At 42.5% G+C, this 17,284-nt stretch carries 13 protein-coding genes; 6 read left to right on the plus strand and 7 right to left on the minus strand.

Annotated elements, in window-relative coordinates; all coding sequences use genetic code 11:
• Positions 1-70 precede the first annotated feature (70 nt).
• Complete coding sequence (locus tag BUE31_RS09000) at positions 71-2,863, minus strand: alpha-L-rhamnosidase (protein WP_073402553.1); 2,793 nt, start codon at positions 2,861-2,863, stop codon at positions 71-73.
• Between the two features lie 224 nt (positions 2,864-3,087).
• Positions 3,088-5,505, minus strand: a complete 2,418-nt coding sequence (locus tag BUE31_RS09005) for a TonB-dependent receptor domain-containing protein (RefSeq protein ID WP_073402555.1) — start codon at positions 5,503-5,505, stop codon at positions 3,088-3,090.
• A 228-nt stretch (positions 5,506-5,733) separates the two neighbouring features.
• On the opposite strand from BUE31_RS09005, the gene BUE31_RS09010 reads away from it, so the two are divergent.
• Positions 5,734-6,852 carry a sensor histidine kinase gene (locus BUE31_RS09010; protein ID WP_200801896.1) on the plus strand — a complete coding sequence of 373 codons (1,119 nt, stop codon included), beginning with the start codon at positions 5,734-5,736 and terminating at the stop codon, positions 6,850-6,852.
• A gap of 19 nt (positions 6,853-6,871) precedes the next feature.
• The gene (locus tag BUE31_RS09015) at positions 6,872-7,600 is read left to right on the plus strand and encodes a LytR/AlgR family response regulator transcription factor (RefSeq protein ID WP_073402559.1); all 729 of its coding nucleotides are present in this window, start codon (positions 6,872-6,874) and stop codon (positions 7,598-7,600) included.
• A gap of 63 nt (positions 7,601-7,663) precedes the next feature.
• On the opposite strand, the gene prfH is transcribed toward BUE31_RS09015, so the two are convergent.
• The 3 genes from prfH to BUE31_RS09030 are packed head-to-tail and all read right to left on the minus strand — an operon-like array spanning position 7,664 to position 10,429.
• Positions 7,664-8,281: a peptide chain release factor H gene (prfH, locus tag BUE31_RS09020; RefSeq protein WP_073402561.1), complete on the minus strand. Its 618-nt coding sequence runs from the start codon at positions 8,279-8,281 to the stop codon at positions 7,664-7,666.
• Between the two features lie 4 nt (positions 8,282-8,285).
• The gene (locus BUE31_RS09025; RefSeq protein WP_073402563.1) at positions 8,286-9,686 is read right to left on the minus strand and encodes an RtcB family protein; all 1,401 of its coding nucleotides are present in this window, start codon (positions 9,684-9,686) and stop codon (positions 8,286-8,288) included.
• A gap of 17 nt (positions 9,687-9,703) precedes the next feature.
• Positions 9,704-10,429, minus strand: a complete 726-nt coding sequence (locus tag BUE31_RS09030; RefSeq protein WP_073402565.1) for a hypothetical protein — start codon at positions 10,427-10,429, stop codon at positions 9,704-9,706.
• 423 nt (positions 10,430-10,852) lie between these two features.
• On the opposite strand from BUE31_RS09030, the gene BUE31_RS09035 reads away from it, so the two are divergent.
• The 4 genes from BUE31_RS09035 (at position 10,853) to BUE31_RS09050 (ending at position 14,180) form a co-directional block, all read left to right on the plus strand.
• A complete protein-coding gene (locus tag BUE31_RS09035) occupies positions 10,853-11,596 on the plus strand; it encodes a hypothetical protein (RefSeq protein WP_143167069.1) in 744 nt (247 codons plus the stop codon).
• 82 nt (positions 11,597-11,678) lie between these two features.
• Complete coding sequence (locus tag BUE31_RS09040; RefSeq protein WP_073402569.1) at positions 11,679-12,290, plus strand: class I SAM-dependent methyltransferase; 612 nt, start codon at positions 11,679-11,681, stop codon at positions 12,288-12,290.
• A gap of 71 nt (positions 12,291-12,361) precedes the next feature.
• Positions 12,362-12,904, plus strand: a complete 543-nt coding sequence (locus tag BUE31_RS09045; protein WP_073402571.1) for an OmpA family protein — start codon at positions 12,362-12,364, stop codon at positions 12,902-12,904.
• Positions 12,905-13,058: 154 nt separating this feature from the next.
• Positions 13,059-14,180, plus strand: a complete 1,122-nt coding sequence (locus tag BUE31_RS09050; RefSeq protein ID WP_073402573.1) for a Fic family protein — start codon at positions 13,059-13,061, stop codon at positions 14,178-14,180.
• Positions 14,181-14,371: 191 nt separating this feature from the next.
• On the opposite strand, the gene BUE31_RS09055 is transcribed toward BUE31_RS09050, so the two are convergent.
• Both BUE31_RS09055 and BUE31_RS09060 read right to left on the minus strand, forming a co-directional pair.
• Positions 14,372-14,854: a YybH family protein gene (locus BUE31_RS09055; protein WP_073403115.1), complete on the minus strand. Its 483-nt coding sequence runs from the start codon at positions 14,852-14,854 to the stop codon at positions 14,372-14,374.
• Between the two features lie 117 nt (positions 14,855-14,971).
• Complete coding sequence (locus BUE31_RS09060) at positions 14,972-17,275, minus strand: family 20 glycosylhydrolase (protein WP_073402575.1); 2,304 nt, start codon at positions 17,273-17,275, stop codon at positions 14,972-14,974.
• Positions 17,276-17,284: the final 9 nt, after the last annotated feature.

Here is a 17,284-nt window from a genome sequence, read left to right on the forward strand (position 1 = left end):
TGTTTTATGGTTAATTTTAGTTCATCAATTATTCGCACATCCGCACATCCAAAATCTGCACATCGTTCCCCTACGCTTTTTTTGGTTTTACACTTTTTAAGGTGTATTCAAAATGATAACTGCCCGAACCCGCTGTCAGTTGGATATCATTGCCGACATTTTTAATATTGCTAAGGTCACTAACAGTATTAATTTCAGCCCCGCTTTCGGTTACATCACCATTTACTAAAGGTAAAATAATTTGTGCAGTGGTGTTGGGCGGTACGGTAATATCAATTGTAATTTTTCCGCTATCAACGCTCCATGCCGATTTAACTTTGCCGTATTGTGTTTCCAGTTCGGCTTCTGCATTTTTAAGCTTGCCGCCCGGGTGTGGGGCGATGATCATTTTACGGAAACCGGGCGCAGTTTCATCCGTATTTATACCGGCAATTACTCCATACATCCAGTCGCCAATGGCGCCATAAGCATAATGGTTAAAGGAATTCATGCCGGGGTCTTCAAAACTTTTATCAGGCTTTATACCATCCCAGCGTTCCCAAATGGTTGTTGCACCATTCTTAACAGGATAAAGCCATGACGGATACGACTCATTCATCAGTAATTCATAAGCCCTGTCGGTATAGCCAAAGCGACTTAATACATGGCAAATGTAAGGTGTCCCCAAAAAACCGGTGGTTATATGCCCATCATAGCCATCAATATTTTGCACCAGTCTTTTTGCTGCAGATTCACGCAGGTTTTCAGGCAGCAAATCGAAATTTAATGCCAGCACATATGAGGTTTGCGTGCCCGATATCATACGCCCATTAGGCGTAACATATTCGCTGAGGAATGCTTTTTTTATGTTGATGAGCAGCTGGATATATTTTTTTTCATCGTCATCCTTGTTCAGGATCTTTGCCGCATTAATAAGCAATTGGGTTGAGTAGGCATAAAATGCCTGCGCTATCAGGTTTTTATCGGTATGTGCAGCTCCGTCTTCATAATCAGTGCCTGCATAAAACAACCAGTCGCCAAAGTGGTTACCTGTATCCCAGAGGTTATTGCGGGAATGCTGCTGAATGTAAGTTACCCAGGCTTTCATACTTTCATATTGCTGGCGCAGCACCTCTTTATCGCCGTAGGCTAAATAAATATTCCACGGCGCAATGGTTGCCACATCGCTCCAACCCGAAGCGGCTGAATAGGTGGAGTCTAAAACATTGGGGATCACATAAGGTACCGCCCCGTTTTTTACCTGGTCTGCCGACAGGTCTTTAAGCCATTTGGTAAAAAACCCGGCAACATCCATGTTAAAGGTAGCGGTAAGGCAAAATGCCTGGGCATCGCCTGTCCATCCCATCCGTTCGTCACGCTGCGGGCAATCGGTAGGGATCTCAATAAAATTACCCTTCTGGCTCCATAGTATGTTATGCTGCAATTGATTTATCAGCGGATTTGAGGTAGTAAATTTACCTGTCTGATCCATATCCGAATACAGGGCATAAGCCGCCACATTTGTTGAATCAATGGGGCCGGTATAACCCACAATTTTTAAGTACCTAAAGCCCTGGAAGGTAAAGTGCGGCTCGTATGTTTCTACCGAATCGCTCCTAAAAATATAGGTGATCTCCTGTTTTGCCGAACGCAGGTTTTTAGTGTAAAAATTACCTTTCTGATCAAGTACTTCAGCGTGGAAAAGCCTTAAGGTATCACCGGCTTTGGCTTTTAATTTAAACCGCACCCAGCCCACCAGGTTTTGCCCAAAGTCTACCACGCGGTCTCCTTCGGGAGTTGTGAGCACTTTAAGAGGGGAAAACCTTTCCTGTTTTTTTACAGGCGGCCCGGCAGATGCTATCAGATAATCTTTGACCTTGTTCTTTTGTTTTACTAGTTCCCAGGCATCATCTCTATAAGCAGCAGTTGTCCAGCCACGCTTTTCCTTGTTCGCATCATAAACCTCGCCATTAAAAAATGATGACGATTGGATAGGGCCATACGCAACCTTCCAGCTTTTATCTGATACAAAAATCTGGCGTTTGCCATTGTTGTAGATCACTTCGAGCTGAAAAAGCAGAGCCAACTTTTTTCCGTACACATTCTTTTTCCGATCATAGGTATAACCCCGGTACCAGCCATCGCCAATAGTTACCCCAAAAGCGTTAAGTCCTTTTTGCAGGCGCGATGTAACATCATAAACCTGGTATTGCAGGCGTTTTTTATAGCTTGTAAAGCCCGGTGTAAAATAATCATCCCCTATTCGTTTTCCGTTTAGCTGCGCCTCATAAAGGCCATGGGCTGATATGTATAAATGCGCTGCCTTTACCTTGTGCCCCAGCGTAAATACTTTGCGAAACATGGGACTTGGGCCACCAGTTGTATCCAATGGATCATTACTCTGGATCCAGTGAGCCGACCAGTCATCGGGTTTAAGCAGGCCCATTTTCCATGAGTTGATCTGGCTCCAGGGCGAAGTTTGGCTCTTATTGTTCCAAACCCTTACCTGCCAGTAAACTTTTTGGCGCGATGCCAATGGCGGGCCGCCATAATAAATATGCACAGACCGGTCTGACAATACCCTGCCTGATGTCCAAACCAGGTTTCCTCCTTTTATTAACGCTGCGGCATTGGTACCCACCCTGATTTCATAAGCAGTTTGGTGTAAATTTCTTTGCAGCGTGATCAATTTCCAGCTTAGGCGCGGGTTAGTAACATCAATGGAGATGGGGTTTATTTTATACTCGCAGCTAAGGTTATCAACCCTGAAAGGTACCGGGATAACTTTTTTTGCCTGCAGTAAACCGGGGGTAAAGATCAAAATTAATAAAACAGTGCATAGCCACGCCTTTTTGCGTTTACTATTCAGGGGTATTAAAATCATACTATAAAACGGTATTACCTTTTAATTTTGATTAAGGTACAAAATTATTGCAACCTACTGACGAAGAGAAGGTAAGGAGGCTGCAAATATTTTACTTTACAAGGCAATAAATACCCGCATTTTACAAAAATACAAGGCAATATGGTAGCTGATTTTACATTTATACAAGGCAATATTTATATAATATTGATAACCAAATAAATAAAATATCATTAAACAGGCGTTTACAACCGACTCCTTTCATCCTTTGATGCTGCATCAGTTGAGCGTTGGTTTTTATTATTTGCAATACCAAATGACCGGCTATAGGATAGCTTGATGATAGGTCGAAAGTGGGATTCAGGCTGGTAATTTACATAAACATCGCTGTTAAAAGCGTCAGTGATAAGCACTCCGAGGTGGCCGCGATAATTGTTAGCGCGAAAAACATCAGCTATACTCAACTGGAAACTCCCCTTTTGATCGCGAAGCTCCTTTTTAAAACCCAGGTTGAAGATCGCGTTCCCATTTGAGCGGGAGTTGCTGTTATAGGATGAGGAGTTATAATAGCCGGACAGTTCAATGGCGTAATTGCGGGGCAGTTTAAAACTTTCGGTAAAATTCAGGGAATAGCTGAAATAGCTTTTCTCCAGGAGTTCGGGGAAATAGCTGATCCGGTATCGGTGCCATCCGCCGGTCAAATTATAGTTCATCTCCCACCAGGCGGCTGCCTTCACCGGGATGGTCGCCTGCGCTGTAAGGTTATTTTGCCAGTCTGCGTTCTCCGGCATCAGGTAAACCAGGCCGGGAGTTGGACCTGGCACGCCCTGCACCCCTTCAATGGGGTCGGTATCATGGCTATACAATAGGGAAAACAAGTAGTCATCTGCGTTATACGCCAGCTTTAAGTTATGGGTGATGGTCGGCTTAAGGGCAGGGTTGCCTGTAAAAACAGAAGTTGGGGAGTTATAAGAGACATAAGAAGCCAGATCGGCAAAAGACGGGCGGCTGATCCGTTCGGTATAGGACAATTGTAATTCGTCTGTCGCATTCAGTTTCCGGCTGAGAAAAACGTCCGGAAACAATTTACGCAGCTTTCGGTCTACAAAATATTGCGCATTAAGCGAATGATCGGTTGTATTGCTTGAATATTCGTACCTGGCCCCGGCGGACAGGCTGGTCAGGCTATCGGGCTTCCAGTTCAGCACGGCATAGCCTGCAGCGATCAGTTCGCGGGTAGCCAGATCGTTCGAGGTGCCTGCGCTGACCGATACCCACTGGTCATTCACCAGGTTTTCAAGGGCAGAGGTGCTTTTGCTGCGTGTATAAGTGCTTTTTAACCCCATTTCCAATTGCAGCCCTTTGTTAAAAGAATTGCTGTAATCCAGTTGAGCGACAAATACGCTGATGTTGGCATTGACCAGGTTGCGCTGACGGGCTGCAAACAGGCTATCGCTGAAATTGCTCTGCACTTGCGTCGTGCCGTTGCTACGATGGCTAAAGAGATCCAGGCCAATATTGAGTTTTTGTTCTTTGCTAATGGCTTGTTCGAGAAAAAGGCTGGGGTGCAGATAGTGGGTATAGCTGGTGCCGGCCAATTGCGAATCAAACACCAGGCTGGAATCTATACTTGCGTAATTGCCAAAGTTATGGCTGTTGTTTTGACTGGAACTGATGCTGTAATAAACCCTGCCGCCAATGGTGGTTTTCGCGCCGGGGTGATAATCCAGGCCAGCAGCCAAACCCTGGTAAGCAGCTGCGGTATTCCCTTCTCCATTATAATGAAAATTAGGAAGGCCGCCAATTATCGGTGCGTTTGATGTGCCCTGAGCCAGTAATAAAGCATAGCTATGATCGTGATTATAACTATAAGAGGCGTGCAAGTTGATCTTACCGCTATTGTGGTTCAGATCGATATCCGCAGACTCTTTTGCTCCTTTACCATAACCGGCCGAGACGATTACTGAGCCGTTGGTACCTGCCCGCTTATTTTTTTTGGTAACGATATTGATCAGCCCGGCATTGCCATCGGCATCATATTTGGCGGGCGGCGTGGCCATTAGTTCTATTTGAGCGATATCATCAGCCGTCATGCCATTGAGCAGGGCAGCCACCTGGTCGGCCGAGAGGCGCAGGAGTTTACCATCCATCATTACCATAACTCCGCTTTTGCCGTTCAGGCTAATGGCGCTGGTTTGCGGGTCAACAATTACGCCGGGTGAGCGTGAAAGTACTTGCAAAGCCGAACTACCTTTGGCCAGCAGGCTGTTTTGTACATTGACCACCAAGCCCCCTGCTGTTTGCTGCACCAGGGGTTTGCCGGAGCGGATCACCACTTCGCTCAATTGTTGGCCGGCGGCTTTTAGCCGGATCGTTCCGGCATCATAAGCCGGATCGCGGATAGTCAGCGGTGAAAAATAGTCCATATAGCCTATACAACTGATTTTAAGGGTATAAGTGCCGGATGGCGCAGCGCTAAGCCTAAAAACCCCTTTTTCGTCCGAGGCCGCCGAACGCACCAGCGTACTGTCTGCACTTTTCAGCAATACCGCAGTGGCAAATGATACCGGGCTGCCATTGGTATCCGTAAGCGTACCGCTGACCTGGCTTTGGGCAATAGTGCTTAACAACAATCCGCTAAGGATGAGCAATAACGTTTTCATGCTCCAAAGGAAGTTTTCATCTGCGGCACGCAAAAATCCGATTGACGAGCTGCGGCCGCTAATTGACGAGGCGCATGAAATGGCACGAATTAATGTCGCCGGTGATTGAAAGAGGGTAATGTACCGGTTATCCTTTGCCCGGTGTATTTCGTCAATTAAAAGCGGCCATTGGCATATCGGCCTGTATTTATTAACTGAATAGCCGTAACTTTATTAATTATGCCATCCATGACGACTTCTCAAAACTGGTTTTTCAAATACAAGCTTTACCATATCCCTTTCTGGATGTTATACAACTACCTGCTATGGGCGCTATATATCGGCAGTCCCTACGAGGCTGCTCACGAAATATTTTTTTCTGTTTATTTTGCCAAATGTTTCTTTTATGTAATTTTCCCCGCTTTCGCCGTATATCTTAACCTGTATTTCCTGGTGCCGCGCTACCTGCAAAAAGGCCGCTACGGCTGGTATATGCTTTTCCTGGCATTGTCTATCGTCGCGTCGTCATTTCTAATTGTTCCGGGATACTACGTGACCGCCTGGATAGCCGGCAGCAACGCAAAGAAGATGTTTGGCTTCGACAGTGACTGGAACACTTTCTATCACGTGGCCAAGGGAGATCCTTTGAAATCCACAATAGCCGCCATTACGCTGGCCATGAGCATTAAACTCACCAAAAACTGGCTCGAAACGCAAAGACGGCAGCAGGCGCTGGAAAAGGAAAAGCTGGAGACAGAGCTCAAATTCCTGAAATACCAGTTTAACCCGCATTTCCTGTTCAATAGCATCAATTCCATTTTCTTCCTGATCCATAAAAACCCGAATATGGCTTCTGATTCATTGGCCAAATTCTCTGAACTGCTACGGCATCAGCTTTATGAAAGTAACGATAACCTGATACCGATTGATAAGGAAATTGCCTATCTTGAAAATTTTATCGGGCTCGAAAAACTTCGCCAGAACCAGGACCTTAAGGTTAGCTTTGATGCCGGCCAGAACTACCCGGCTAACCTGGGTATAGCGCCTTTTATATTAATGACCTTTGTAGAAAATGCCTTTAAACATGTTTCAAAACACAAAGGCGGGCCTAACTGGATAACTATCCGGATAGCTGTAACAGATCACAAGTTGTATCTTGACATAGCAAATAGTAAGGCAGAAGAACAGCTTACAGAAGTAATAAATTACGGGGGGATTGGTTTAAAAAATGTGCAGCGCAGGCTTGATCTTGTTTATCCCGGGCAATATGAGCTGGAGATTAAAAATAACCCGGACAGCTTTGTGGTGAAATGCGACCTGCAACTGTCTGAACTTGTAGTAACGCCATCGGTACAATTGATGGCCTAAATATTTCATAGTTAAAAAGATGATTAATTGTGTAATTATTGATGATGAACCTTTAGCCCGCGAGGGATTGGCTAATTATGTGCGGGAGGTTGACTTTTTAACGCTCAGCGGCACAGGCGAAAACCCGCTGGAACTGCTGCCGCTGCTTGACCGGCAAACCGTTGATTTGGTTTTTCTTGATATCCAGATGCCAAAAATGAACGGGATAGAGTTTTTGAAGATCCTGCAAAAACCGCCAATGGTGGTGATAACAACCGCCTATCCATCATATGCCCTTGAAGGCTTCCAGTTAAATGTGCTTGATTACCTGTTAAAACCGGTAACCTTTGAACGTTTTTTTAAAGCGGCAAGCAAAGCCCGCGATTATCACCGCCTGCTCATGAAATCTTTCTCGAATGATGCCGCAGTAACAGAGCCTGATGATTATTTTTTTATCAAGTGCGGAAGCAAATACGAAAAGATCCCTTTTGAAGAGATCCTGTATGTGGAAGGGATGCAAAATTATGTAAACATATACACCCTGAAAGGTAAGTATGTAACAATGCTTTCTCTAAAAAATTTAGAAGAGAACCTGGACCAAAAGGCATTCATCAGGGTACACAAATCTTATATCGTTGCTATCGGCAAAATTGATGGCATTGAAGGGAATGAAATATTTATCCAAAATAACCGGATCCCCATCAGCAGGAATTACAGGGACCAGGTGATTGGGCAGGTGGTTACCAAAAAACTGTGGGATAAAAAGTAATAGCCAGTGCGCTGTTTTACCAAAGGCATAACAAAGCAGCACTGGCTATTGAGATTAATTAACTTAAAATAAATTGCCGCTTAGGATTTTAACGGGATTGCCCCGCTGTAATGAATGATGCTGCAGCCATTTGCCTTGTTGTTCTTCAACTAATTGCCTCGTTTGCCAGGCCAGTACTTTTGCCTGAAGTCGGGCTATACATATTTTTTTATTTTCCAATTGTGAGCGGCTATCCATAGCCTGCACCTGGATGCCTGAAGGCACATGTAAGCCCCTGACAGCCGTTTCCACCTTATTTACATTCTGACCACCAGGGCCAGACGCCCTGCAGGTTTCCAATTTTACTTCTTTTACATCCCATGCCGCTAATTCTTTTATATCGAAAACTGCGACTCCTACAAACCAATTTTTACGTTTATGATATTTGCGAAACGGGCTTTGGGCTATCCATTGGATGGTGCCCTGCCATTCGGTAATAAATGCATCAAGGTTATCAGCTTCAACCATTAAGGTTGCCGATAGTAAGGCTCCTTCATTTTCGGCTTTTACATTTTCCAATACTTCGGTATTAATCCCCAACTGCTTTGCCTGTTTCAATATCATTTGCTGTACAAGGGCCACAACCCGGCAGCATTCTGCCGGGCCTTTGCCTGATGTTATTTGTATAATTACTTTTTTCATTTGTTTAATCTTTATTCATTCTTGCAATCATTGGTATAAACCTACCCTGGATGTCCACAAGGTCTTTTTGAGCATTCATTACCGTTTCTATATCCTTATAAGCCAGCGGATTTTCTTCAACACTGCCGCCAATAAGTGTTGCACCCGCACCTGACAAGAGCTTTTTCATAGCCGAAACTGTCATGCTCTCTTTAGCCTTTTGCCTGCTCATCGCCCTGCCTGCCCCATGCGATGCCGAAAACAATGAACGATCTGCCCCTTTACCGCTAACCAAATAAGCAGGTGTTGTAATACTGCCGGGAATAATTCCCAGCTCACCCGCATGTGCGGGAGTGGCACCTTTTCTGTGTATAATCACCTCTTTGCCATCAGCCAGGGTATCTTTCCATGCAAAATTGTGGTGGTTCTCTATCACCTTAATGGCCTTTAATCCCAGTGCCTTTAACAGGTTAGTATGGATGCGTTCGTGGCAAGCCTTTGCATAATCGCCGGCCAGGGTCATGGTTAGCCAGTATTCCTGCCCGGCCTCACTATCAAGGTCCAGCCAGGCCAGTTGCTGCGCATGGCGTGGAAGCTTGCAGGTATTCATCGCTATTTGCGTATAATGTTTTGCAATTGCAGCGCCGAGGCCCCTGCTGCCCGAGTGTGACAGCAGCGCAGCATATTTCTTAGCAGGTAAACCCAGCGTGTTATTTTCAGCAAGCTCAATTGTGCCAAACTCAACAAAATGATTACCGCTGCCTGATGTACCCAGCTGCCTTACCGCCTTGCCTTTTAACAACTTTAAGAAAGGAATCTGCCCAAAAACAGGGCTATCCAATACTTCATGCTCCTGCCTTACATCCAGGCCGCCTTCCATACCAAAATGGGTAAAGTTTCTAAGGGCTTGCTTAACTTTGTAATCAAAGCGTTTTATAAAAGCATCGGTTTCGTCAATAATAGTAAGCGCCATCCGGCAACCTATATCCATACCGACAGCATAGGGAATTACCACATTATCAGTGGCCAGCACGCCGCCAATAGGCAGGCCATAACCCATGTGTGCATCGGGCATCAAAGCCCCCTGCACGCTTACCGACAATAACATAGCCAGTTCCATTTGCTTTTTAGCAACGGCCTCAATATCCTTACCCCCATAAATACTGCAAGGCGAAGGGGTATCCCTTAACCCGAAGGTTTGAAAAGCAGGCTCAGCAACCTTGCCAATTATCTTCCCGGCTATTTTACCCGTTATCTCATCGTTAAGGTGTAATTCCGGGTTGTTTTTAATGGCTATCAGCAACTCAATCAACTTTTCATTACAGTAATGTTTAAAATATTTTGAGGTTATGCCCAATACCAGGCTTATCAACTGGTTATTGGTATAACCTATTTTTATCAGATCTTTTGTTTTTAATGTGCCCATGTTGGGTTTTATCTTTTTTAATCCAGGTACGCCTCTTTGTTGGTGTACCTGGGTTTGTTTTTTAATTTGTTAATGTATTTTGGCTTTTCGAAAAGGATATCAGCCCAATAACGGCAACTCCTCCCATTGGTTAAGCGATGAATTTTTGGCCATAAATATTGGTTACCAATCCGGTTATCAATAGCTTTTAACTCCTGCTCCAGCAGTTCATCCACCATTTTTACTTCGTAAATAATGTGCGGTTTTACTGCCAGTACAAAGCGCCATGATTCAGTGAAAGCGTAAGTAACTCTTATCATTTTACTAGCTGGCAACCACTCTTCTTTTCTAGAAAAACAAGCTTGTTCAGCTTCTGAGAGTTTCAACTTATTTTTATACCAATCGTAATTACAGATCTCGCGTAAGGCTTGGATCTTCTCTTCATAATGATAGCGCTGCTTGCGTCTTTTTCTTTTTTTAAAGCTTTTATCATAGTGGTATTCAACTGTATTGATCTTATCCAATATTCCCTGGTAAAACACTACCTTTTCACTTTGCTGTACATCTTTATGTAGCACGAAGATCTTTTTCCATCCTTTTTGATAGGGGTGTTCCAATGGTATCATTGGCAAATGCTGCTTCTCTTTGCAAAGTAAACTATGCTGCTTATCCAGCTGAATTAATTGCTTATCGCGATCTTTTCTTACGAGTCGTTTTTTTCTTCTGGCCGATTTTAAACGGTACGGCCAATTCTGCAGGTCCATAAGGCTTCCTGTATTAAAAATTTATTTAATTGATTTTAATTCGGGATGATTCATCCCCGGGTTAGGGATATACCCTCTGCTAAAGCTCAGCTGGCCTGTAAAATATTGGGCAATACAAAAAACTGGTGACAGCACAAAGCCACCACAATTTTATCCTTCAAAAAAAATGAAAAAAGAATTTTGTCTGCCGTTTAGGCAATGAGCGCAAGGGATGATATGTAGATATGCTCTGTCATGATTCCTTGATATTTAATGGGTTAACAAATCAGGAATTACGGCAAAGATAACAGAAATTATCTAACAGGCAAACAGATAAAAAATATCTCGAAAAGAAAAAATATAAACAAAAAAGCAACCTTGTTTGTTGTAACAAAGGCATTACAATAAGCAACACCAATAACTTAATAAACAACACAAATAGCTATGAAAAAGAATTATGCAATCAAAGGACTGTCCATAATAGTGATAGCCTTTATGTTTAGTGCGTGTAAAAAGAGCAACAACTCCTCTTCTTCAACTTCAGGAACTCGAATGGCTTTTGCGGTTAGCGCCGATAATTCGGCAAGCTCATTTGCGAGCTCAACGGGCAGCAGCTTAACTACCAATGCAACAGCGAGCATCACCTGGACATCAGGCATTGCCAACATTGCTTACTTTAAGTTGGACGCAAAAAAAATGAACACAGAAATTGAGATCAAAACAAAAAGTTTGCTGAATGTAGATCTCTTTGCCCCGGTTCCAACTGTAATCAGCACGGCCATTGATACCGGCACTTATAGCGAAATTGAAATAAAGGTTGTGCTTGAAAAAAGCACATCAGGCCCTATTCCACTCACATTAAAAGGCAACTTTACAACAAGCACCGGCACAGTAATACCTATTGAATTTGACTTTAATGATAATGCCGTTATTAAAGCCGAGGCAGACAATGTGACCGTTGATGGTAAAACTGACCTGGCTACCATCATAAAGCTGCATTTAAACAAGCTGATAAGCAACACAGCCGCAGCAGCGCTTGAAGCGGCTACAAGAACAGGAGGTGTAATTGTAATAAGCAGTACCAGCAATACTGCTATTTATGATGTAATTAAAGACAAAATTACCGATTGTGGTGGCTTTGAAAGGTTTGAGCACCATGACAAAAAAGACAGAAAAAATGATGATTAGTCATATAAATAAAATGAGCAACTAAATAAAAACCCCGAAAGGGGTTTTTTAATATCTAAAAAGTTCGACCTACATTAGCGCTATGCAAAACAACCTTTGGGAGCTTTACGGCAATATTGATATTTATTTGTTTGATCAGTTATTAAAAGGCCGCTTTAATAATTGCAATAAAGTACTGGATGCTGGTTGCGGAGGAGGGCGAAACCTGGTTTATTTCCTTCGCAATGGGTTTGATGTTTATGGTATAGACCCAAATCCGCAGGTAGTTAAAGTGGTAACAGAATTGGCCGCCAGCCTGGCGCCAGATATTCCATCAACTAATTTCAGGGTTGCTGCAGCTGAGGAATTGCCTTTTGATGATGGATATTTTGACCTGGTGATCAGCAGCGCAGTACTGCATTTTGCCACTAATGCATTTCATTTTGACAGCATGCTGCGATCTATGTGGCGCGTGCTAAAACCGGGAGGATATTTGTTTGCGCGGCTGGCATCGGATATCGGAATTGAAACGCTGGTGCAAAATCTTGGCAGCGGGCGCTACCTCCTGCCTGATGGTTCTGAACGCTTTTTGGTGAATGAAGAAATGCTGTTTGATTATACAAGCGACTTGAACGGTAAGTTATTTGAACCCATTAAAACTACCAATGTGCAAAATTTGAGGTGTATGACTACCTGGTGTTTGCAGAAAGTGTGAGTATGTTCATAATTTACAATATGCACCTTTAAGCTGCGTTTTTTATATTTACACCCATACATCATTACTTTATGAAAATTATAAAATCGCACTTATTTGTATTCGTTATTTTATTAGCTGTAGCTGTATTACCTGCCTGTAAGGCCAAAAAGCCTATTGTTACCAGGCCAGCCGTTACTTATCCCCCCGATCCTGTGCCTGTAAAAAAAGAAACACCTCCTGCACAGGCTCCGGTACAGGAAACACCTGCACCAGTAGCGGCACCTGTTGCACCGCCTGATTATAACTTTAAAAATATCCAGTTTGAATTTAACTCGGGCATATTAAAAACAGAATCATACCCTATTTTAGATAAGGCCGCTGCCGAGATGAAAAAAGACCCGACAGCTAAGTTTATTTTAAACGGCAATTCCTCTGCCGAGGGATCATACGATCATAACATGGCTTTATCAATTGAAAGGGCCAATTCTGTAAAATTGTACCTGGTAAATACCGGCATAGCAGGCGATAACCTTGCTGTTAAAGGTTATGGAGAAAGCAAACCTATTGCTGATAATGCCACTGAAGACGGAAGAAAATTGAATAGAAGGGTTGAGATTAAAAGCAATAAGTAATGCAAGTGATACATTGATGACCAAACTTTGATTGACATTAAAAAATTGATATTTTAAGGTTTAATGGAGCTAAATCATAAATTTTAATGCCCCACTTATCTTTAACCTTAAAATATCAATTTTTTAATGTCAATCCAATGCACCATATTTGTATATGGCATACCTTATAAATAACGACAGAAACGTTCCATGGAATACTTTACCTGAATTACCTGTTGATAAGGAACTTTATGAAGATATAGAGGTGTATGCGCAACTTGGCAATGCCAAAGCAGCACTTGGCCGCTTGCAAGGCAGAAGTATAGCTATTCCTAACCAGGGACTATTAATCAACTCCATTAGTTTGCAGGAAGCAAAGGCCTCCAGTGCAATAGAAAATATTTTTACCACTGATGACGAATTATATCAAGCTTACAGCGAAGAACATGTTAAACAATTAAACGGCCCCGCTAAAGAGATCTTATTTTATAGAGAAGCTTTGTGGGAAGGCTACAATTATTTAAAGGGGGATCAATTATTTGATGAACATTATTTCATTAAAATGTACAGAACCGTCAGCCAGTTTAATGACGGCATAAGAACTCCGATAGCGCAGATTGTTATTAAGGAAGGAGGAACGGGTCCGAATGCAGGCAAAGTTTCTTATACGCCACCCAGGGGTAAAGGAGTGGTTGAAGCAAAGTTGAAAAATCTGATTGATTTCTTAAATGATGATAAGGTATATGCTGTAGATCCACTGATCAAAATGGCAATCGGGCATTTCCAGTTTGAAGCCATACATCCGTTCAGGGATGGTAATGGACGTACGGGAAGGATTTTCAATATCCATTATCTCACCAAAAAGGAATTGTTGGATTATCCAATCTTATTCCTTAGCAGGTATATTATGGATAACAAAGAAGAATATTATACCGGGCTTTCAGGCATTACACAAAGGGGGAGCTGGAAAAACTGGCTTTTATATATGCTTAAAGCTGTTGAAGCAACTGCTAATATTACTTATGATAAAATCAATGACATTATAGCGGCTAAAGACGCTATTTTAAAAGCTATAACTGAGGACACAGATATAGCAAGACCAGAATCATTGATAAATGCAATATTTACCCAGCCTTATACACGGGTGAAACATTTGACCGGGGCCAATATTTATGCGGAAAATACAGCCAGAAAATACCTTGACCAATTAACCGACATGGGTATTCTTGAAAAAAGAATAATTGGTAAAGGCAACTATTACCTGAACCTGGAATTGTATAGGGTTCTTTCTGAGTAAATCTGTAACACAGGAAGCTGATTAACCTTTACAATCCCTAACTTAAGGCTTATTTTTTTATTATATATCCTATTCTTTTTTTCTCCATTGTTTATCCCCCGGCACTTTTTATAAACCGTTGCTAAATACTTTTTGAAAAGGTGCCCCGCTTTTTAAGTCATAAATAAACGGGGTTATTTATGCTTCATCAATTATAATTTTGCAGGTGCCACCGGCTTGTTATCGCTGCTGAAAGAGTCTCTGAACATTTTCCAGCCTTTGGCAGTCTTTTTCCAGAGCACCAAATACTTTCCGTTATCTGTCATTTTATTGTTTTTATCAAAAGACTGCCAGACCCCTTCTTCAGTCACATAGCCATTACCAAGCCCATAAACATCGGTAGTAATAAATTTCCCGTTATGGAGCCCGCCTGGTTTGTTGCATGTCATTTTAAAGAAGTCGAGTGCCCCTTTATGCCCTTTCATTGCGGGTGCATTTGGCAACATAATCCGGCAATCTTCCGCATAGCGGTTAATAAAAATAGATGAATCGTTCTTTAGGTACGATTGAAAATAAATACTGTTGCTTGCGGCAATTGCCTTTTTAGCCTCAGCCAAATCACCCTGAGCAGCAACTTTGTTAAAGGTAAAACCCAGCAACAACAGGATAACTGGTAATAAGATTTGCTTTTTCATTTTTTGTTTGATCTTTAAATTATGATCAAAATTACGGCATGCAAAAACAAGAAAATTGTACAAAACGGACCAGTTTATCCATGATAAATTATTTTATCAGATTCTCTCCATTAAATGTTAATGTTTCAACCAACCCACCGGAATCTCCTTAGGCTCTGAACCATTTACACTATATTTTAATAAAAGCTTAAAGCCGCCGCCGCCTTCAATAAAATCAAGCGCGAAAGGATGAGCGCCCATTTTTAAAGCTATTTGCCCGCTGCGTTCCTGTGCTGAGTGATTGCCATCGTTATTTACGGTTATGTTATTGCCTATTCTTAAAACACCACCATCATCGCAGGTAAGGTAAAAGCTGTAAATACCGTCAGCAGGAACATCAATATAACCCTTGTAGTTAATTCCAAATGATGGCGCTTTTACGGTAGAAGGAACTTCAATTTTATCGGTAATAAATGTGCTGTCTACTTTGGCATTTCGCATTAAAGCGGTTTCCTTAAAGTAGGCTTTATAATAACTGCAAGCTAGTCCGGGTTTTGGCGGGGCAATTTTTACCGGGCCAAGCATTTGCTGTTGCGTATAATTTAAACTATAAATATCGCCGCGGATGCCAGCTGGTGTAAAAGCGGCAACTTTAACAAGTTCAGATTTGCTGATAGTTAATGGCGATGGCAACTCCGGAGATGTAGTTGTTGGTGGCAAACCATCTGTTGTATAGCGGATACTAAGGTTTGGCAATGGCCGGGCAATGCTCAATTTACCTTCGCCGGTAAATACATATTCGTTCAACAAACCAGGGAGATCAGGCAGGCGATAATTGATCTTCAACGCATCCATCCTGTTATATTGCTGAACCAGGCGCTTTGTATAGGAATCATATTTATTTTGATCATTTGTCCAAAGCATTTCGGCTAAAGCGGTCATGCGGGGCATATACATATAATCAGCACGTTTTTCTGAAGGGATCATTTCTGTCCAGATGTTTGCCTGTGCGCCGATTATCGTTTTTGCCTCCTGCTTGTTTAAAGCTTTCGGGATAGGGTTAAAATGGTAAACTTTATAAACCGAATACTGGTCGGGCTGGGCATCAAAGTATAAAGGCTCGCCGGGTGTCATAATAACGGTATTGCCATTTTTGGCTGCTTTAACCGGGGCATCGGGCACCCAGGTGCGCCAGTACATTATTATGGCTGTTTTGGTTACCCCGCCTTCAATTATCTCGTCCCAGCCAATCATTTTACGCCCTTTTGAATTAAAGAATTTTTCCATCCGGTTTATGAAATAGCTTTGTAACGCGGGCAGGTCTTTAATTCCTTCTTTTTGCATCAAAGCTTTACAGGCATCAGATTTTGCCCAGTCGGACCGGTCAACCTCATCGCCGCCGATGTGGATATATTTTGATGGGAAGATCTCCATGATCTCGTTAAATACATTTTCGGCAAACTCAAATGTATTTTCGTTACACGGGCAGATGGGTTTTGAAAAAAGTGTACCAAATTTATTCTCGTCATTGCAGGTTAAAAACGGGTACGCGTTTATAGCAGCCATCATATGGCCGGGCATATCAATCTCAGGGATTATATCGATGTGTCGGGCAGCGGCATAAGCGATAACGCCCTTCATCTCTTCCTGCGTGTAAAAGCCGCCATATAACGTTTTGCCATCGCGCTGAATGATATGTTCTTTATCAATGTTGAAATCAGGGTTATCAACCGCACGTTTCATGCAGGCCGAATCCTGGTTATTGAAAGTTCTCCAGGCACCTTCTTCAGTTAGCTTAGGATATTTTTTTATTTCTATCCGCCAGCCCTGGTCGTCAGTTAAATGCAGGTGCAGTTTGTTCATTTTATAAAGTGCCATCCTATCAATAAACTTCTCTAAATAGTTAATTGAAAAGAAGTGACGCGATACATCGAGGTGCATTCCCCGCCATTCATAAGCCGGATGATCTTCAATGGCTACCGCAGGTAATGATAGTTGTTTATTTGCTGTACCCTCCTCTACCGAAACAGGTAACAATTGCCTGATAGTTTCAATCGCATGAAATACACCTGCCGGATCTTTAGCCCCTATAATTACCCGCTGTGCTGTTACCGTTAACCTGTAAGCTTCGGGAGCAGTAAGAGCGGCAGCATATACCAACTTTATAGCATGGGGTTGGGCGTTTTTAGTTATGCTTAACTTTTTACCAAACCCCTTGCTTAGCAAATCATTTAATTCATCTGCTTCACCCTTAAACTGAGGTGCAGTTACAATATTGGTTTTTGAAGTGATGATAAATGCGCCTTTACCAGCGATTAATTTGGCAGGATAAGGTATTAAAGGATACCTGGCACTTTCCTGTGCGGCTGCATTGATAATGCTGCTAAAAATTAAAAGGGCTATAAGCTTGAAGGATAAGTGCTTTGATGTAAAAAATTTCATTGAAAGAAG

Origin of the sequence: Mucilaginibacter sp. OK098 (assembly GCF_900142915.1) — a bacterium.
In the GTDB taxonomy this organism is placed as follows: Bacteria; Bacteroidota; Bacteroidia; order Sphingobacteriales; family Sphingobacteriaceae; genus Mucilaginibacter.